This window comes from Streptomyces vulcanius (assembly GCF_042653945.1).
Classification (GTDB): Bacteria; Actinomycetota; Actinomycetes; order Streptomycetales; family Streptomycetaceae; genus Streptomyces; species Streptomyces mangrovi.
Genome location: NZ_JBHSFK010000081.1, coordinates 1 through 17,947, shown reverse-complemented (window position 1 = coordinate 17,947; position 17,947 = coordinate 1). Strand labels below are relative to the sequence as shown.

Below are 17,947 nucleotides of genomic sequence, written 5' to 3'. Positions count from 1 at the left end.
CCGGTCCAGCTGCCGTCCCGGCTCCCGGTCCAGCTGCCGTCCCGGCTCCCGGTCCAGCTGCCGTCCCGGCTCCCGGTCCAGCTGCCGTCCCGGCTCCCGGTCCAGCTGCCGTCCCGGCTCCCGGTCCCGCCGCCGTCCCGGCTCCCGGTCCCGCCGCCGGGCGCGCTTCGGGAGCCGCGCCTGCTCTCGTCCCGCGCCCGTTACCCGTGTCCCCGCCGGTGCGCACCCCACGGGACGGCGCCGACCTGGCTGGCCCGCCGACATCGCAGCGGCCCCGGACGACGGGGAGCCACCTGGTTGGGCGGGCAGCGGAGTTGGCGGTTCTCGACGGTGCGATCGAGGGTGCCTTGGCTGGTGCGCCGGGGGTGGTCGAGGTGGTCGGGGAACCCGGTATCGGTAAGACACGGCTGCTGGGCGAGCTGGGCGAGCGCGCGGGGCAGCGCGGTTTCGTGTCCTTGGCCGGCCGCAGCGTGGAGTTCGACCGGGCTCCCTACGGTGCGTTCGTGGACGCCCTGGACGACCACCTCGGCACGGTGGACTTCCGCCGGCTCGGACACGACGGATCGTCGCCCGGCGCGTTCGCGCTGCTGAGTACGGTCTTTCCCGCGCTCTGTGACCGCTTTCCGACCGGGCCGGAGCCGGTGACGGTCGAACGGTACTGGTTGCACCGGGCGGTGCGGATGTTGCTGGAGACGTTGAGTGCCGACGGCGGGCTCGTGCTCAGCCTGGACGACCTGCAGTGGACGGATGACGGTACGGCCGAGCTGATCGACCATCTGGTACGGCATCCGCCGAGGACACCGTTGCTGCTCGCGCTCGCCTACCGTCCCCGGCAGGCTCCGCCGCGACTGGCCGCGGCGCTGGCCCGGGCGGGCACGGAGGGAAGGCTGGCCAGGGTCGAGCTGGGGCCGCTGTCCCCGGCGGAGGGGGCGGAGCTGTGCGGGGCCAGGCCGGATCACTGGCGTTTCCGGCGGCTGTACGAGGCCAGCGGCGGCAACCCGTTCTACCTGGAGGCGCTGACCCGGAGCGCCGGGGAGGAAGGCCTGCCGGATATCCCGGTGGCCCAGGCGGTGCCGGCCGGCTCGGTGCCTGTCGCCGGCGATCTGCCGCGATCGGTGCGGGCCGCGCTGCTGGAGGAGCTGGGAGGTCTGTCGGCGGCTGCGAGGGTCTGTGCCCAGGCGGCCGCGGTGCTCGGCGACTCCTTCGAAGCCGAGATGGTGGCGGTGGTGGCGCAGACCGGTGAGGCACAGGCCCTTGCCGCTCTGGACGAGGCCGCGGAGCGGGACCTGGTGCGCCAGGTCGGCTCCACGCGCCAGTTCCGGTTCCGCCATCCGCTGGTGCGGGCGGCGGTGTACCAGGGTGCGGGTGCCGGCTGGCGGATCGAGGCGCATACCCGGGCCGCGGACGGCCTGGCGCTGCGCGGCGCACCGCTGACCGTCCAGGCGTCGCACGTTCAGCGTTCGGCGCGTGTGGGAGACGAACACGCCGTCGACCTACTCGTGAGGGCCGCCCGTCAGGTGATGACGATCGCACCGGTCACCGCCGCGCACTGGACACAGGAAGCCCTGCGGTTGCTCGGCGAGCAGAGCCGGCTGCGGCCCGAACTGTGGCTCCAGCAGGCCGATGCGCTGGGCATGGCCGGACGACTGCTGGAAAGCCGCGACGTCCTGCGCACGGCCGCCACCCTCCTGCCCGCGCAGGCACGGGCTCAGCGGGCTCGGCTGACCGCCTCGCGAGCCACGATGGAGTGGGGGCTCGGCCGGTACAAGGAGGCGACGTCGCTGCTGCTCAGGGAACTGGCGGACCACGACGGCCGGCCGGAATCCGAGAGCGCGGCCCTGCAGATGGGGGTTGCGACGGTGGCGCTTCGCACAGCCGACTTCCCCACAGCCATCGTTTGGGGCGAACGCGCGCTGCGCTCGGCAGCAACCATCGGTGACCCGGCGCAGATCACCGCTGTCCGGGGTCTCCTGGCAATGGCACACACCCTGACCGGGGACTCCGCCCGATCGACCGACTACCTGGACCTGGTCCTGGAGGCAGTCGACGAAACCGATGACCAGCAGCTGGCCGGCCAGATCGACACCCTTGTCACGGTCGGCTGGACGGAAATGTTCCTGGGACGCTACGACCCCGCGCTCCGGCACCTCGGTCAGGGCCTGGACCTTTCCCGTCGTACCGGCCAGAGCCTCATGCTCGCCGATCTCTTCGCCGCCTCCGCCTACGTCCTGATGTGGCTCGGCCGTCTGGACGAGGCCGAGACGTACGCCGCCGACGCACTGGAGGCGGCGTCACTCGTCGGCAGCAACGAGCCACGCTCACTGGCCGAGGCGGTGAACGCGGCGGTCTCGATGTGGCGGGGAGACTTCGCCGGAGCGCTGAAGATCTGCGAGGAGTCGCTTTCCCAGGCCGGCCCCGAACCGACCCAGTACCGGTCGGCGATCCTCGGGATGCTCGGCAACGCGCTGCTGCTCAACGGCGATCCGGCGGGCTGCGTCCGCAGGGTGATCGAAGCGGGTGGTGGCCCCGAGATGCTGGCGTTCGAAGCACCCGTGCGCCCCTTGTGGCTGCGGCTGCTGACGGGTGCGGAACTGGCCCGGGGCGATGTGGCGGCTGCCGAGCTGTGGGCCGGCCGCGCAGCATCCGCCGTGAGCCCCGACAGACCGCCCGGACAGCTCGGCTTCGCTTTGCTCGCCCGCGCCGAGGTACACCTCACGAGGGAGGACGCGGTGGCGGCAGAGGCCGCGTGCGAGGCCGCTGCCGCGTTCTGCGCAGCTCGAATGCCACTCTATGAAGCCACGGCACGGCTGACGGCAGGCATCGCACTGTCCGTCGTCGACCGCCAGTCCGAAGGACTCGCTCAGCTGGAACGCGCGAGAGCGTTGTTCACTGGCTGCGGGGCAACGGCCCTGTCCGAACTGGCCGATCAGGAACACCACCGCACCGCCGCCCGAACTCCGCCTCCGGCAACCGGCATCACACCCGGGATCTGAGGCTGGGGAACGGCACGAGCTCCGCCGGAGCGAGCCCCCGAGGGACACTCCCAGACTTGCTCCGGCCTGCGAAAACGGCCATGAGGCTCGGCAGGCTCATCGAATGCGTGGCGGATCGGCCATCAGAGTGGATCTTCGCCCGCGACCGGAATGGGCACACATAGCAGGGTACTAATCGGCACATAATGTGATGTTGGGTGCAAATGAAGGAATGCCTATGTGAAGGAGCGGAGTGGCCATGCCCGACCACACGCAGCCGCGGCGGGCGACCGCTTGGATGAGGAGGACTGCCGTCGAGGAGGTCGAGGGACTCGACACCTCCGGCCACTCCCCGTTGGAGCCGGGACGGCTGTACCGCAGGATCATCGGCAAGGACGACCGGGCGCGACCCGTCAGTGATGAGGAACTGGCGGCGCTGGGCGACCCGATGGCGGTCGAACTCTTCCGGGCGGGCACGTTTCCGACCACCGTGCAGGACCTGCTGTCCGCACTCCCCGCGACGGCCGCCGCCTCACGCAAGGTGTATCTGATCAGCGAGGCCGGGCAGATCCCGCCGGATGCCATCGGCGAGCGCGACATGCGGTTCGCGATCACCATCGCCGTGGGAGGCGGCCAGGTCGATCTTCTGGTCAGCACCCAGGCCGGTGGCGACCCCGAGGAAGGATTCCTTCAGGTCGCGGCGTGGGATCCCGCTGCGAGGGTCTTCAACTTCTATGCCCGGTCCGAATCCAGCTGGGTGTGGGCGGGCAACTCCTGGCACGCCCTGGACCCGGACTCGCGGGGCAAGGGCTGCTTCGACAGTCACGTCAACGGCAGCGTCGTGATGAAGGAGCTGAGGATTCCCTGGATCAACTGGCAATCCGAGCGGGCCACGATCCAGCTCGCCGAGGATGACCCACTGCGCCACGACCAGCTGTTCCAGCAGGTCATCGGAGCCCAGCGACTGGAACTGACCGTCAGGTCCCTCATCACCCGGTGGACGGCGGCCCGTCTGGCCGCGGTCACCGCGAACGGCGTTGTGGACCACCCCGACCGGCTGCTGCGCCACCTGTTCACCAGCACCACGGTCAACCTCACCAGCACCGACAGACAGAGCAGCAACATCACGGCGGACGATCCCGAGCTGATGCCGCCCACGGGCTTCTGGCTGAACCAGGACGTCCTGTTCGACGACCTTCGCCTGTCCACGCAGGCCGCCCCGCCCAGGGCGGCAGCCTCCCAGTACGTGGCCGGCCTGACCCGGTTCGGCTTCCGGCTGGAGGAAACGTTCAGTGCCTTCCTCCAGCCAGGCGACACCTTCTTCGCGTTCGTGGTGCCCGAGGCCGCCCACGAGGACAACGAGGTGGTCCGGCAGATGGTCCGCAAGGGGCTTGTCTCGGCCAGGTTCGCCGCCTGCGTGCTCATGGTGGACTTCCCCAACCCGGTCTTCAGCCCTGCCCGCAGTCACCTCATGCAGTACGTGCCGACCGCGCCGACCAAGACGGTGGAGTTGTGCGACAAAGTCGCCCAGGCCATCTCGGACGCCGCGCGAACCCTGCCCGCCGACAGTCCCGAGGGGCGCTTCGCCGCGCACTGGCAGGTGTCCGACGACGCCTGGCGGACGGTGTTCGGACAGCGGGTGGACGCCTATCTGCGCAAGGTCACCGAGCGCATCCGCACCGAATCCGGCTTCGACGACTACGTCCGGCTGGCCGAGTCCCGCCGTCGACAGTTCCGTCTCATGAAGCTGAACGAGTTCGAACTCACTCTGCCGGTCACCGATATTCCCCCCGACGCCCCGCCGCTGGCGATGCGCGAGGACGCCACCGTCGCAGAGCTCAGCTGACGCCGCCCCCTCACGAGCGAGGACAACACCATGGCCAGACTGGATGCCTACGGACCTCCCGGCAACCTCGACGATCTGGACGACTTCGGCCGCAAGGCCTGGAACACGTTCATCTCCGACACGGTCGACGAGGCCATTCAGGGCCCCGATCCCCACGAGGTGCTCAACGACAGTCCAAGACCGCAGTTCTACAACCTGACCAGCACGGACACGGCCGCAGACGTCGAGCGCGCGCCCATCCGATGGACCGCGTTCCCCCGCATCATCAAGATCACTTCCATTTCCGACCTCCAGCGATGGGAGCGCGCCGACGCCAGCCGTGACGTCCAGGACGAGTACTGCGAGTGGAGCGTCACCCGCGATGGCTCAGGAAAGATCAGCCAGGTCATGTTCACCTGCGAGGGCCCCGAGTACTGGGAGATCCTGGCACAGACGAACCCGGATAAAACGCTCGATCTCTACCGTCGATTCATCAGTCCCGACGTGCGCAAGGAGGATCTGTTCTCGCCCAGCGGCCGATACCAGCCGCGCAACAAGTGGAACAACTCCACGAGCCACGGCGCCATGCACTTGATTCAGCCGAACAACACCCTGGGCGCAGAGATCGAATTGGCCGCGGCGGCCACCATCCGGCGTGTCATCAACGGCCAGGAACTGACCACCGAGCAGGAGCTCATCGCCTGCAGCAAGTACGGCGCCGCGGAGCGCAACAGCGATCCGCATATCGGCGCAGGAGTCAACGCCCTGGCCCGCCGGAAGGCCGACATCAGCCTCGCCGACCCTGTGGGCCTGTACTTCGACGACCTCTCCACGGATGGCTGGGAGACCCCGGACGGCTCCGACCCCAGGAGCTACTGGACGTATGTGAGAGGCGATGTGGAGCACCGTGTCCGCGCCGTCTACGAAGTGCCCCCGGAGAAGGGCTTCGGCGTCGGGGACATCACCATCGGCGGGAGGCCCATCGAGTTCGGAGCCCAGATCGCGGACTTCATCACCATCAGGCTCACCGGCGTCGCCTGCCGGTTCGACGGCTCCACCGCCCAGCCGCAGACCGCCTGCAAGGAGTTCCCCGCGATCGACATGCGGGAAGAGGGCTTCAACGCAGCCGCGTTCTCCGCCTCCGGGCGCTTCCTGGATCCCCGTCCCACCCTCTCCCACCGCTCTTCCCGCGTCACCTGACAGGTTCCATGGCGAAGCGCGTCGGCCGGCAGGCCCAGCCCGCAGATGCCGAGGGTGCACAGGTGCAGCAGCCCGCGGCCGGTCCTGCCGAGGCGACCGACTTCGGACCACGCGGCGTGCTGTCCTGTCGTACCTGCCGTACCTGCCGTAGCGGCGGCTCGGGCCGGGGCGGGGGCGGTTGCCCTCGGCCACGAGGCTGACGGCCTCGCCGCCGAGTTCCACCCGCAGATCCGCGTCACGCGCGGCCCGGGCGGTGTCGATGACCCGGGTGACGTCGGCGGCCGGTATCCGGTCGGCCTGCGCGTCGAACGTCACCGTCGCGTAGGCGGTCCGGCCGTCCTTGCTGATCCGGGGCGCTCCCGCGGGGCCGTACACGCTGGTCACCGAGGCGACCGAGGGCAGTGCCGCCACCCGGTCCAGCATCGCGGTCACCTTCCGGCGGACGGCGGCGTCCCGGACCGACCCGTCGCGGCGCACGTGCACCACGATCCGGTCGCTGTCCCGGGCCTGCCGGGGCTCGGACGCCTGGAGCCGCGCCTGTGCCTTCGACACTCGGCCGACTGCGTCGATCGCGGGCTCAGGAGTCGGTCGGCGCGGACGCGGGTGTGGTGGGGATCGGCTTGTCGAGCATGGTGCAGATCGCGGCTTTCAGCAGGGCCTCGTTGGCGGCGTCGGCCTTGGGGTTCGCGATGCCGAAGATGGTCGTGGTGAAGACCGAGACGGTGCGCCGGCCGGTGCTGTCGGTGTAGTCCCAGCTGGAGTAACCGGGGACCTGGCCGTCGTGGCCCCAGACGGTGCCACAGGGGGTGACCACCTTCTTCTCCAGGCCGAGACCGTAGCGGTTCGGGTTGCCGCTCTCCTCCGCGACGGTGGTCTTCATCTCCTTGAGCTGGGCGGGCGGCAGGAGCTGGCCGGACATCAGCGCGGTGTCGAACCGGGCCCACTCCTGCGCGGTGGAGACCATGCCCCCGGCGGCCCATTCCGTGCTGAGGTTGATCCAGGTGGTGTCGACGTGGCCGGCGGGTCGGGCGGGGCCGGTGAACGCGGTCCCGGCGGGCGTGCCGGGGGGAAGCACAGGGGCCAGATGGGCGGCGTCGGGTTCGTAACCGTGGGCGAGACGGGGGCTCTTCGTCTCGCCGGAGCCGGTGACCAGGTAGGTGTTCTTCAGGTGCAACGGCCTGGCGATCCGCTCCTGGATCAGGTCGCTCAGGCTGTGTCCGGCAGCCTTCTCGGCGACCAGGCCGAGCGCGACGTAGTTGGTGTTGCTGTAGGAGTACCGCGCACCGGGCGCGAACAGCGGGGCGTGCCGGACGGCCGCGGCGATCAGCTCCCCGGGAGTCCACTGCCGGGTGTCCTGACCGGTGAAGGCCTTCAGGACGTCGGGGTCGTCAATGGTGTTGAACAGGCCGCTGGTGTGGTTGAGCAGCATCCGCAGGGTGATCGCGGCCCCGTTCGGGATGAGGCCGGGCAGCCACTTCTCGACCGGGTCGGTCAGCTGGAGCCGGTGTTCGGCGACCAGTTGGAGAACCACGGTGGCGACCATCGTCTTGGTGTTGGAGCCCATCCGGAACTCGTCGCTCGCGGCGAGCGCGTGGTCCGCCCTGGTCCAGGGCGCCTGCCGGGCGATCTCGATCACCTGCCCGTCGCCCTTGTCGACCCGCACGACAACGCCGGGAGCTCCGGCGTCCACGTTCCGCTGGGCGAGCCTTGCCAGCCGGGCCTCCTGGGCTGCCACCACGCCGGGCCGTCCGGACGGGGTGTGGGCGGTGCCCTGCGCCGCGGCGGACGCCTCGCAGGCCGCGAGCGAACCCGTCAGTGCCGTGACCACGGCCAGCGTCAGGTATGCCCGCCGAGCGTGGCGCGGGTAGGGCGTGTTCCGGGGCATGGGTGTCCTCCTGGACATGGAGCATGGGCCGCTTGAAGTCGGCGGCATGGGCCGATCGGTCGGGCGAAGACCGCATCCACCTGGGGCCTGCCGCGCCACGCTTTCCGACCACTCCAGCCTCCCGGCCACGGGGGCGAAGGACACGGGTGCTGGGCCCCCGTGATGGTGGACATAACCCCAGTGCGCGGACCCGGACCGGCCGGTCATCATCAACTTCTGGCCCGTGATGGTGGCCTGGCGTCGGCCGGTCGGCCGCCGCGCCGATGCACGACGATCGACGGATGCACGATGATGGAGCGCGATGACTCACTCCGGCGAGCGCCACTCCCTCCGTGGACCGCAGTCGGGGGTACGTCCCGAGACCGGCGTCGCCCCGCACGCCGGTCTCGCCCCGCGTTCCGGTCTCGCTCTGCGGGTGACCCTGCTGGGCTGGTCGCTGGTGCTGCTGCTCGGCACGGTCCTGGGTTTCGGCCTGGCCACGCTCTGGATCACCTCGGTGACGGTCGTCGCGCTCGGGGTCGGCATCCCGCTGACCCTGCTTTCGACCGTCCTGGTGCGCTGGTTCGCCGACCTCCACCGCCAGTGGGCCGCCGACCGTCTGTGCGAACCGGTGGCCCGGCCCTACTCCCCGGCACCCGACGGAGGTTGGCCGGTACGGCTGTGGGCGATCCTGCGCGACCCTGCGACCTGGCGGGACTGGGCCTGGCTGGCGGTCAACTCGATCACCGGGTGGTTCACCTACGGGCTGTCGTTCCTGTTCTTCCTCTGCGGCGTCTTCTACCTGAGCTATCCGCTGCTGTACGCGCTGACCCCTCCTCAGGTGTTCCGCACGCCGCTGGGCAACGGCTTCCGGCTGCACAGCGTCCAGGAGTCGTTCGCCCTGGTTCCGCTCGGCCCGGTGTTCCTCCTGCTCTGGTACACCACCGCCGTGCGGCTGGCGAACCTCAACGCCCTGGTGATCCGCACCCTCCTCGCGCCCACCGCGCAGGCACAACTACGGGCCCGCGTGGCGCAGTTGGCCACCTCACGTGCCGATGCCGTCGACACCCAGGCAGGCGAACTGCGCCGGATCGAACGGGACCTGCACGACGGCGCACAGGCCCGACTGGTGTCTCTGGGCATGAGCCTGGGCCTGGCCGAACAACTCCTGCCCGACGATCCGCGGGCCGTCCAGCAGTTGCTGGCCGAGGCCCGCGCATCAACCTCCACCGCCCTGGCCGAACTGCGCGACCTGGTACGCGGCATCCACCCGCCGGTGCTCGCGGACCGCGGCCTGGACGGCGCCCTGAAAGCCCTGGCCCTGGCCAACCCGATCCCCACGACGGTGGGAACCCGCCTGCCCGGACGGCTGCCCGCGCCGGTCGAGTCCGCGGCCTACTTCGCCGTCGCCGAGGCCCTGACGAACGCCGTCAAGCACGCCCGCGCCCAACACATCGAGATCACCGTGGAGTTCACGCCCCACCCGGGCACGACGGCGGGGTTGCTGACGATGCGGGTGTCCGACGACGGCTGCGGGGGCGCCAGTCTTGACGGCGGCACCGGCCTGCGAGGCGTCGCGCGCCGCCTGGCGGCCTTCGACGGCACCCTGACCGCCGACAGTCCGCCCGGCGGACCCACCGAGATAGGGATGTCGCTGCCGTGCGCATCGTCATAGCCGAAGACCTCGCCCTGCTCCGCGAGGGCCTGATCAGGATCTTCCAGGCCAACGGCTTCGAGGTCGTCGACGCCGTCGACAACGGACCCTCCCTGATCAGGGCGCTGACGACCCACCGGCCCGACGTCGCGGTCGTCGACGTACGGCTGCCCCCGACCTTCACCGACGAGGGTCTGCGCGCCGTGATCGACGTACGCAAGCGGATCCCCGGCCTGCCCGTCGTGGTGCTCTCGCAGTACGTCGAGCAGCTGTACGCCAGGGAGCTGATGTCGGACCGCGCCGGGGCGGTGGGCTATCTGCTGAAGGACCGGGTCATGGCCGTCGGCCAGTTCGTCGCAGGCGTCCGGCAGGTCGCCGCCGGCAGTACGGTCATGGATCCCGACGTGGTCGGCGCCCTCCTCACCCACCGCTCGGCGGACCCCCTCCTGCTGCGGCTGACCCCGCGTGAACACGAGGTGCTGTCGCTGATGGCCGAGGGCCGCTCCAACGCCGCCATCGCCGGCCGGATGTTCGTCAGCGAGAAGACCGTCAGCAAGCACAGCTACAACATCTTCGCCAAACTCGGACTCGAACCGTCCGAGGACGACAACCGCCGGATCCTGGCAGTACTCGCCTACCTGGAAGGCTGACCCGCCCGGGGTGAGCTGCCCGCGGGCGTCGGGCGTAGGCCCGTTCGGGGACGATGCCTACGGCGCGGCGGGAAGCCGGACCGTGACGAGGAGACCGCCGGCGGGGCGGGGGACGAGGTCGAGGGTCCCGTCATGGGCGCGGACGATGCTGTGCACGATGGCCAGGCCGAGGCCGACGCCGGCATGCTCGTCGGTGCGTACGCGTTCTGTGGCGCGCTGGAAGGGTTCGGTGAGGGTCGGTACCAGTTCCGGCGGGAGCCGACGGCCCGTGTTCTCGACCCGCAGCACACTCGTGTCGCCGTACGCCTCGGTATGGACCGTCACGGTGCCGCCGGCGGGGAGGTTGTGGACGATGGCGTTCTGGACGAGATTCGTCACCACCCGAAGCAGGAGCTCCGCGGAGCCGCTGGTCCGGGCCGCCCCGCCGGTGACGTCGAGCGTGATCCGACGCTGTTCGGCGAGGGGAAGCAGCGTTTCGGCGGCTTCTTCGGCGATGAGGGAGAGGTCGACACTCTCGCGGGCGAAGTTTCCGCGGCCGCCGCGGCTGAGCAGCAGGAGGGCCTCGGTGAGGTCGATCGCCCGCGTATTGACAGCGTGCAGGCGTTCGACGAGTTCGCTTCGGTCCCGCGTGGGGTCCTTGCGGGCGACGTCGAGGAGCGTCCGCGAGATCGCCAGCGGGGTGCGCAGTTCGTGGGAGGCGTTCGCGGCGAACCTCTGCTGCTCGGCGACATGGGACTCGAGTTGTTCGAGCATCGAGTCGAACACGTCGGAGAGTTCACGGAATTCGTCCTGGCGGCCCTTCATGCGGATCCGGTGGGACAGCGACCCGTTCCCGGCGATCCGTGCCGCATCCGTGATCCGTGTGAGTGGTGCGAGCATCCGGCCGGCGAGGATCCATCCCCCGACGAGGCCGAACACGAGCAGGAAGCCCATCGCCACGACCGCGGCGGGGGCGAAGGTGCGCACAAGGAGGTAGCGGTTGGGCGAGACCCCGAGCAGGCCCTGGGAGTTGTCGGGAACGTAGCGCAGTATGAACATCCACACCACGGCCAGCAGAAGAGCACCGGCGACGGCGAGGAACCCGGCGTAGCTGAGGGCGAGTTTCAGTCGGACGCTGAGCCCTGGGCGTCTATGCACGCGTACTGCCGGGGCGGGTGGGGTCAGGGCCGGTGTCGATGCGGTAGCCGACACCCGGCACCGTGGCGATGAGCCATGGTTCGCCGAGCCGTTTGCGCAGTGCGGAGACGGTGATGCGCACGGCGTTGGTGAAGGGGTCGGCGTTCTCGTCCCAGGCCCGTTCCAGCAGCTCTTCGGCGCTGACGACCCCGCCCTCGGCGGCGACGAGGACTTCGAGGACGGCGAACTGCTTACGGGTCAGCGCGACGTAGCGTCCGTCGCGGAAGACCTCCCGGCGGAAGGGGTCGAGGCGCAGGCCCGCGATCTCGCGGACCGGGGGCCGGGTGTACGCGCGTCTGCGGTCGAGCGCCCTCAGCCGCAGGACGAGTTCCCGCAGCTCGAACGGCTTGGTGAGGTAGTCGTCGGCGCCGAGCCCGAACCCGGAAGCCTTGTCGTCGATCCGGTCGGCAGCGGTGAGCATGAGGATCGGGATGCCGCTGCCGGAGGCGACGATGCGCCGGGCAACCTCGTCGCCGGAGGGGCCGGGGATGTCACGGTCGAGGACCGCGAGATCGTAGGAGTTGACGCTGAGCAGTTCCAGGGCGGAGCCGCCGTCGCCGGCGATGTCGGCGGCGATCGCCTCGAGGCGCAGACCGTCACGGACGGCTTCGGCCAGGTAGGGCTCGTCCTCCACGATCAGTACGCGCATGTCCCAAGCCTAGGCAGCGCACCATATCGCCGGCGTATGCAAAGACGCGCGCACACCGGACACGCGACTCAGCCCGCCGGTGCCGGCGCGCGGCGAGGCCGGCCCGACGGCGCTTCCGCCGTGGTGCGCCACCAGCGGCGCGACGCCAGCGCGGCCAGCACGGCGCCGGCGGCGTTGACCAGTACGTCGTCCACGGAGGACACCCGGTCAAGGCGCAGGACGTACTGTGCGGTTTCGACCAGGACCGAGCAGCCCGCCCCGAGCGCCAGGATCCGCGGCACGGACGCCAGCGCCGCGAACCGCATCGGGGCGAAGAACCCCAGCGCCGCGAAGACCAGCAGGTTGCCGACGATCCCGAGCGGCCCCATCGTGACCAGGTCCCGCAGCGGCACCAGGCTCACCCGGGCGGGGGCGATGCCGGGCGCGGCGCCCGGCATCATGGTCAGCCACAGGAACGGCACCGTCCCGTGGACCATGCCCACCTCGGCCAGCGACAGCCGCCACGCCGATATGACGCCTGCGGCACGCCGACGGTGCGCCAGAGCCCACACCACCAGCGCGGCCAACGGCAGCAGGACCAACGTCATGAGCACCACACCGTTGAACGTGTCGAAGCAGCCGTGCCACCGCCCGGCCACGCACGTCGGAGCCGCCATCATGAGCGGTCTCCGCAGGACGAACGCGGCGCTCGCCAAGCCGAGGACCGCCAGACTGAGGAACACGATCCTGCGTGGGGATGCGTTGTGGGTCATGCCCCCATGGGAGACGGAGGGCCGTTGCGGTGGCGTATCCGATTTTCGATACGCCCGCGATACCCGGAATCCCCGCCGTCAGGGAACCGGCACAGCGCTTCACACCGGGTTGGGTCAGCGGGCGTTGAGCAGGCTGGCGAGCAGTTGGAGGCGCTCGGCGTCGGGGCCGCCCTCGACGGCGGTGTAGACGATCAGCACCGGGCCGGGAGTGCCCGGCAGCGGGTAGGCGTCCCAGTCCAGGTTCAGCTCCCCGGCCAGGGGGTGGTTGACGCGCATCCGGCCGCGCGTCGTCTCGCCCACGTCGTGGCGGGCCCACAGGGTGGCGAACTCGTCGCTGCGGACCGCGAGTTCGCCGACCAGCTCCACGGCGCGCGGGTGCCCCGGATCGGCGGAGACCTGTGCGCGCAGCATCGCGGTCAGCTCGGCGACGGTGGCGGACCGCTCCGGGCAGGTCTGGTCGGCCTCCGGGTGCAGCAGGAGCGACAGCAGGTTCCGCTCCGTCACCGGGAGCCGGGTGAAGTCGCCCAGCAGCGCGCCGGCCAGCGGGCTCCAGGCCAGTACGTCCAGGTAGCGGCCCACGACCAGCGCGGGCGAGGGCATCGTACGCAGCAACCGCCGTGTGGTGTCCGGCACTTCCTCCGGTTCGTACCGGCGCGGGGTGCGGGCCGGTGTGCGTGCGGCGGCGGCGAGGCTGTGCAGGTGCCGGGACTCCTCGCTGGAGAAGTTGAGGGCGCGTGCGAGGGCGTCCAGGACCTGTTCGGAGGGGCGTACGTCGCGTCCCTGCTCCATGCGCTGGTAGTAGTCCGAACTCACCCCCGCCAGCAGGGCCAGTTCCTCACGGCGCAGCCCGGCGACCCGCCGCCGCGGGCCGGGTTCGAGGCCAACGTCCTGTGGCCGCAGTCGGGTTCGGCGGGTCCGCAGGAATTCGGCGAGTTCGCGTCGGGGGTCGTCGGTCGGCGCGATGGGGGCGTCGGTCATGGCGCAAGTATGCTCCGGGCGCCGCTGCGGAGGGTGGGTCTGCCAGTCCCAGGAAAAGGCGAACGACCGTGCTGCCGCGATCGGGGACCAGTATTGGTTCCACACCAGCCGGCCACGGAAGGAACAGCGCCATGAAGACCGCTCAGATCACGAGTTACGGTGCGGCGGACGTCCTGCGGATCAACGACGTCGACCGCCCCGCTCCCGGTGCCGGCGAGGTCCTGGTGTCGGTCGAGGCGTCCAGCGTGAACGGGCACGACGTGATCGTCCGCGCCGGGGAGTTGAAGATGGTGTCGGGGCGCCGCTTCCCGATCGGTGTGGGGCTGGACTTCGCGGGCGTCGTCGTCGAGACCGGCGCCGATGTCGAGGGCTACCGGGCCGGGGACCGGGTGTGGGGCATGGTGCATCCCCGTGAGCGGCACACCACCGCGGGGGCGGCCGAGTACGTCGTGGTCCCCGCGAACCGGATCGCGCCCGCCCCGGCGGGCACCTCGTCGGTCGACGCGGCCTCCCTGGTCGTGGCGGGCGCCACGGCGCTGATCGCGCTGCGCGACAGCGTGCACCTCGCGGGCGGGGAGCGGGTCCTCGTGCGGGGCGCGGCCGGCGGAGTCGGCACGGCCGCCGTGCAACTGGCACACGCGATGGGCGGCCACGTCACTGCGCTGGCCCGCGACCGCCACGCCCAGCTGCTCACCGACTTCGGTGCCGACGAAGTCCTCGACTACGGCTCCACCACCTCGGACCGGATCGGACCGTTCGACGTCATCGTCGACACCGTCGGCTCTGAACTGCACTGCTACCGGAGCCGGTTGGCCAAGGGCGGCCGGATGGTCACCGTCGGCCTGTCGGCCGGCGCCCTGGCCGCGATCGCCGCGTCGAGCGTGTACGGCTCCCGCCGCATCCGCACCTTCAGCGCCAACCCGGACACCGCCGTGCTGCGTGACGTGGCCGACCACGTCACATCGGGTGCGCTGCGCCCGGTGGTCCACAGCGTGTACCCGCTCGCGGACATCGCGGCGGCGCACGAGGCGTTCGAGCGCGGCGGCGTCGTGGGCAAGCACGTGGTCGCGGTGTCCGCGTAGCCCCGTCGTTCTCGCCTCTCATCACGGGGCACCCCGGGGTCCCGGTGAAGTCGGCGGGTTTCGCGCCCGCCGCTCTGCGGGAGCGGTTGGATAGGCGGTGTGGCACGGAAAGCGATGGGATTCGGCGAAGACGAGCTGCGGGCCCTCGCCGGGGCTCGGTCCTTCGAGCGGGGGCTGGCGTATCTGGACGCGGTGAGGGGTCTGGAGGTGGGCGCCGGCTCGGTCACTGCCGTGGTGCACGGCACTGACGTCTACGAGGTGGAGCTCGCCCTCGGCGGAGGCGCCGGAGTCTCCGGGCGGTGCGACTGCCCGTACGGGCAGGAGGGCAACTTCTGCAAGCACTGCGTGGCGGTGGGGCTGACCGTGCTGCGGCAGGCGGAGGCGATCCCGCGTCAGCGGGCCGCCGCCCGGACGCGGGCCGCCGGCCTAGAGGCGTGGCTCACGGCGTTGTCCCGGGACGAGCTCCTCGCGCTGGTGCGGGAACAGGTCGCAGGCGACCGGGAGTTGCGCAGGCGGCTGGAGCTGCGGGCCGCGGCGGCGCGCTCCGACCTGGGCACGGTCCGGGAACGGGTCCTGGCGCTGCTCGATCCGCGGCCCTTCGCCCGGTACGGGTACGTCGAGTACGCGGACGCCCCCGGGTACGCGCGGCAGGTGGCGGAGGCGGCGGACGCCCTGCGCGCCCTGACCGCCGGTGGCCAGGCGGCGCACGCGGTCGGCCTGGCCGAGGAATCGATCCGGGCGCTCGGCGAGGCGTACCAGGAGATCGATGACTCGGACGGTGTGGTCGGGCAGGCCGTGGCCGCCGTGGCCGAGACCCACCTGGAAGCGTGCGGAGTCGCGCGCCCCGACCCGGAGCGGCTGGCCGAATGGCTGGTCGGCCACGTGCTCGGTGACGGGAACGACGCGACGGACCTCGATCCGCTCGACTACGCCGACGTGCTGGGGCAGGCCGGGCTGGCCCGCCTGCGGAAGCTGGCGGCCGAGGCTCGGCGCCGCAGCCCGCGTGGCTGGGCGGAGCGGTACCTGATGGAGCGTCTGGTCAAGGCCGAGGGTGACGTGGACGCGCTGGTCGCCCTGTACGTGAGGGATCTGGTGCCGTCCGGTGCCACGCATCTGCGCATCGCCGAGGAGCTCGATGCGGCCGGCCGTCCCGAAGACGCACTCGAATGGGCGGAACGAGGACTCCGGGACACCGCCGACGAGCCACATGCCGACGGCCGCCTGGTCGACTATGTGTGCGCCCGCTACACACGGACAGGCCGGAAGGCCGAGGCCGCCGCAGCCCGCCGAGGCCGCTTCCTGGCCGAGCGGTCCCTCGCCGCCTATCAGCAACTGCGTGCTGCTGCCCGGGCCGCGGACCGTTGGGAGACCGAGCGGGCGGCGGCGCTGGCCGCTCTGCGCGAGGACACTCGCCAGGAGCGCAGCGGCCGGCACCGCGGGCCCGTGCTGATCGACGCGCTGCTCGACGACGGCGACCTGGACACCGCTTGGCGGGAGGCGGCCGGCCGCGCCGACGACCGGCAGTGGCGGCAGCTCGCCGACCTCTCGCGCGAGACGCGCCCGGCCGACGCGCTCGCGGTGTACCTGCGGCTGGTCGAGCCGCTGAAGGGGCTCACCGGGGACCGCGTCTACGAGCAGATGGCGAGGCTGCTGATCGACGTTCGTGCTTGTCATCGGGCCCTGGGTACCGAGAGCGAGTTCACCGGGTATCTCGTCGCTCTGCGTGCGGAGCTGAGGCGCAGGCGCAAGCTGATGACCATCCTCGACCGGCACGGGCTGTGAACGCCGTCTCCGGAATGCTGCGGCGGGTAACGGCAGGGACACCCGACGCCTGTCCGAGGAAACGGGCAGCGAACGGGCACGCCCGGTGGGCATGTGGGCAACGACCTCGCACACCCCAAGGCCCTCCACCGTCTCGTCCAGGGGCTCGGCGCTTCGGAAAACGGGCACAATCGGTCATGAAGTACGTTACGGCGAGCCTGGTCAGCGGGGCGGCCTGCTTGTAGAAATTAGCCACTGGACGCCCGAACGGGCAGGGCTTTCGGAAAACACCGGCGCGGGCGCCCCCGCGCGGAGCCGTGGAACGGAGGTGTCGCCGTGGACACCGATGAGCGAAGACGCATGATTCTGGAAACGGCACGCCGTACCGGGTCCGTGGACGTCGGGAAGCTCGCCGCCGACCTCGGGGTCTCCAAGGAGACCGTGAGGCGCGATCTGAACGTACTGGAAGGGCACGGGCTGGTCCGGCGCACCCATGGAGGTGCCCATCCCGTGGAGAGCGCGGGCTTCGAGACCACGCTCGCCTTCCGCACCACCATGCACGTCCCCGAGAAGTCCCGGATCGCGGCCGCCGCGACCGAACTGCTCGGCGACGCCGAGACCGTCTTCATCGACGAGGGCTACACCCCACAGCTCATCGCCGCCGCCCTCCCCCGTGACCGGCCACTGACCGTGGTCACTTCCTCCCTGGCCACCGCGGGTGACCTGGCCTCGGCCGAGAACATCACCGTGCTGCTGCTCGGCGGGCGGGTGCGTGGCGGCACACTGGCCACGGTCGACCACTGGGCGACCCGTATGCTGTCCGGCTTCGTCATCGACCTGGCGTACGTCGGTGCCAACGGCATCTCCCGCGAGTACGGACTCACCACCCCCGACCCCGGCGTCAGCGAGGTCAAGGCCCAGGTCATGAGGGTCGCCAGGCGCCGGGTGTTCTCCGGGGTCCATACGAAGTTCGGTGCCGTGAGCTTCTGTCGCTTCGCGGACGTCACCGAGTTCGAGGTGATCGTCACCGACACCGGTCTGCCCGCCTCCGAGGCCCACCGCTACTCACTGCTGGGCCCCGAGGTCATCCGGGCCTGAGCCGCCGTTCAACCCCATGTCCCACCCTCACGCCACCCTCGCAAGCCCGGGGGGCCTGGTTCCTCACCCCTCGAAACATCCCCTGGAGTCAGTCATGCACGCACGAAGAATGACCCATGCCCTCGTCACGGCCGCGACCGCCGGCTCGTTGCTGGTCGGCTGTTCCGGAGCCGGAGCCGGTGGGTCCTCGGGAGGCGGCAAGAGCATCAACGTGCTGATGGTCGGCAACCCGCAGATGGAGGACATCGCGAAGCTGACCAAGAGCACGTTCACGAAGGACACCGGC

General features: G+C 70.9%; 13 protein-coding genes and 3 pseudogenes. 9 read left to right on the top strand and 7 right to left on the bottom strand.

Features of this window, described 5'->3' with window-relative positions:
* Positions 1-231: pseudogene (locus tag ACFPIH_RS55160) on the bottom strand (hypothetical protein); the annotation flags it as partial.
* Here ACFPIH_RS55160 and ACFPIH_RS55155 point away from each other — a divergent pair.
* The 3 genes from ACFPIH_RS55155 to ACFPIH_RS55145 all read left to right on the top strand — a co-directional run bounded on the left by ACFPIH_RS55155 (position 207) and on the right by ACFPIH_RS55145 (position 5,997).
* Positions 207-2,993: an ATP-binding protein gene (locus ACFPIH_RS55155; protein ID WP_385879374.1), complete on the top strand. Its 2,787-nt coding sequence runs from the start codon at positions 207-209 to the stop codon at positions 2,991-2,993. The pseudogene ACFPIH_RS55160 and the gene ACFPIH_RS55155 overlap by 25 nt on opposite strands.
* 238 nt (positions 2,994-3,231) lie before the next feature.
* Positions 3,232-4,818, top strand: coding sequence for a hypothetical protein (locus ACFPIH_RS55150; protein ID WP_381180970.1), 1,587 nt, complete (start codon positions 3,232-3,234; stop codon positions 4,816-4,818).
* A 30-nt stretch (positions 4,819-4,848) separates the two neighbouring features.
* Positions 4,849-5,997: a hypothetical protein gene (locus tag ACFPIH_RS55145; RefSeq protein ID WP_381180968.1), complete on the top strand. Its 1,149-nt coding sequence runs from the start codon at positions 4,849-4,851 to the stop codon at positions 5,995-5,997.
* A 207-nt stretch (positions 5,998-6,204) separates the two neighbouring features.
* Here ACFPIH_RS55145 and ACFPIH_RS55140 read toward each other — a convergent pair.
* Together ACFPIH_RS55140 and ACFPIH_RS55135 are read right to left on the bottom strand one after the other, a co-directional pair.
* Positions 6,205-6,549, bottom strand: a pseudogene (locus tag ACFPIH_RS55140) (MMPL family transporter); the annotation flags it as partial.
* 25 nt (positions 6,550-6,574) lie between these two features.
* On the bottom strand, positions 6,575-7,882 hold the full coding sequence (locus ACFPIH_RS55135; protein WP_381180966.1) for a serine hydrolase domain-containing protein: 1,308 nt from the start codon (positions 7,880-7,882) through the stop codon (positions 6,575-6,577).
* Positions 7,883-8,183: 301 nt separating this feature from the next.
* Between ACFPIH_RS55135 and ACFPIH_RS55130 the strand changes: the two genes are divergently transcribed.
* The gene (locus ACFPIH_RS55130; protein WP_381180964.1) at positions 8,184-9,536 is read left to right on the top strand and encodes a sensor histidine kinase; all 1,353 of its coding nucleotides are present in this window, start codon (positions 8,184-8,186) and stop codon (positions 9,534-9,536) included.
* Positions 9,521-10,165 carry a response regulator gene (locus ACFPIH_RS55125; protein ID WP_381180962.1) on the top strand — a complete coding sequence of 215 codons (645 nt, stop codon included), beginning with the start codon at positions 9,521-9,523 and terminating at the stop codon, positions 10,163-10,165. The genes ACFPIH_RS55130 and ACFPIH_RS55125 overlap by 16 nt, the downstream gene beginning before the upstream one ends.
* Before the next feature lie 57 nt (positions 10,166-10,222).
* Here ACFPIH_RS55125 and ACFPIH_RS55120 read toward each other — a convergent pair whose 3' ends face one another.
* From ACFPIH_RS55120 to ACFPIH_RS55105, 4 genes are all read right to left on the bottom strand, one after another.
* The gene (locus ACFPIH_RS55120) at positions 10,223-11,302 is read right to left on the bottom strand and encodes a sensor histidine kinase (RefSeq protein WP_381180960.1); all 1,080 of its coding nucleotides are present in this window, start codon (positions 11,300-11,302) and stop codon (positions 10,223-10,225) included.
* Positions 11,295-11,990, bottom strand: a complete 696-nt coding sequence (locus ACFPIH_RS55115) for a response regulator transcription factor (protein WP_381180958.1) — start codon at positions 11,988-11,990, stop codon at positions 11,295-11,297. Before ACFPIH_RS55115 ends, ACFPIH_RS55120 begins: the two co-directional genes overlap by 8 nt.
* 68 nt (positions 11,991-12,058) lie before the next feature.
* Positions 12,059-12,742: a VanZ family protein gene (locus ACFPIH_RS55110; RefSeq protein ID WP_381180956.1), complete on the bottom strand. Its 684-nt coding sequence runs from the start codon at positions 12,740-12,742 to the stop codon at positions 12,059-12,061.
* A gap of 114 nt (positions 12,743-12,856) precedes the next feature.
* Positions 12,857-13,720, bottom strand: a complete 864-nt coding sequence (locus tag ACFPIH_RS55105; protein ID WP_381180954.1) for a helix-turn-helix transcriptional regulator — start codon at positions 13,718-13,720, stop codon at positions 12,857-12,859.
* A 131-nt stretch (positions 13,721-13,851) separates the two neighbouring features.
* On the opposite strand from ACFPIH_RS55105, the gene ACFPIH_RS55100 reads away from it, so the two are divergent.
* From ACFPIH_RS55100 to ACFPIH_RS55085, 4 genes and pseudogenes are all read left to right on the top strand, one after another.
* Complete coding sequence (locus ACFPIH_RS55100) at positions 13,852-14,802, top strand: NADP-dependent oxidoreductase (RefSeq protein WP_381180952.1); 951 nt, start codon at positions 13,852-13,854, stop codon at positions 14,800-14,802.
* Between the two features lie 114 nt (positions 14,803-14,916).
* Complete coding sequence (locus ACFPIH_RS55095) at positions 14,917-16,584, top strand: SWIM zinc finger family protein (RefSeq protein ID WP_381180950.1); 1,668 nt, start codon at positions 14,917-14,919, stop codon at positions 16,582-16,584.
* A gap of 315 nt (positions 16,585-16,899) precedes the next feature.
* Positions 16,900-17,661, top strand: a complete 762-nt coding sequence (locus tag ACFPIH_RS55090; RefSeq protein ID WP_381180948.1) for a DeoR/GlpR family DNA-binding transcription regulator — start codon at positions 16,900-16,902, stop codon at positions 17,659-17,661.
* A 94-nt stretch (positions 17,662-17,755) separates the two neighbouring features.
* Positions 17,756-17,947 (top strand): annotated as a pseudogene (locus tag ACFPIH_RS55085) (sugar ABC transporter substrate-binding protein); the annotation flags it as partial.

What these genes read in the sequence shown, in the direction of transcription:
- ACFPIH_RS55150 (WP_381180970.1), top strand. Translation starts at nt 3,232, where the DNA reads ATGCCCGACCACACGCAGCCGCGGCGGGCGACCGCTTGGATGAGGAGG.
- ACFPIH_RS55100 (WP_381180952.1), top strand. Translation starts at nt 13,852, where the DNA reads ATGAAGACCGCTCAGATCACGAGTTACGGTGCGGCGGACGTCCTGCGG.
- ACFPIH_RS55135 (WP_381180966.1), bottom strand. Translation starts at nt 7,882, where the DNA reads ATGCCCCGGAACACGCCCTACCCGCGCCACGCTCGGCGGGCATACCTG.
- ACFPIH_RS55115 (WP_381180958.1), bottom strand. Translation starts at nt 11,990, where the DNA reads ATGCGCGTACTGATCGTGGAGGACGAGCCCTACCTGGCCGAAGCCGTC.
- ACFPIH_RS55095 (WP_381180950.1), top strand. Translation starts at nt 14,917, where the DNA reads ATGGGATTCGGCGAAGACGAGCTGCGGGCCCTCGCCGGGGCTCGGTCC.
- ACFPIH_RS55105 (WP_381180954.1), bottom strand. Translation starts at nt 13,720, where the DNA reads ATGACCGACGCCCCCATCGCGCCGACCGACGACCCCCGACGCGAACTC.
- ACFPIH_RS55110 (WP_381180956.1), bottom strand. Translation starts at nt 12,742, where the DNA reads ATGACCCACAACGCATCCCCACGCAGGATCGTGTTCCTCAGTCTGGCG.
- ACFPIH_RS55145 (WP_381180968.1), top strand. Translation starts at nt 4,849, where the DNA reads ATGGCCAGACTGGATGCCTACGGACCTCCCGGCAACCTCGACGATCTG.
- ACFPIH_RS55130 (WP_381180964.1), top strand. Translation starts at nt 8,184, where the DNA reads ATGACTCACTCCGGCGAGCGCCACTCCCTCCGTGGACCGCAGTCGGGG.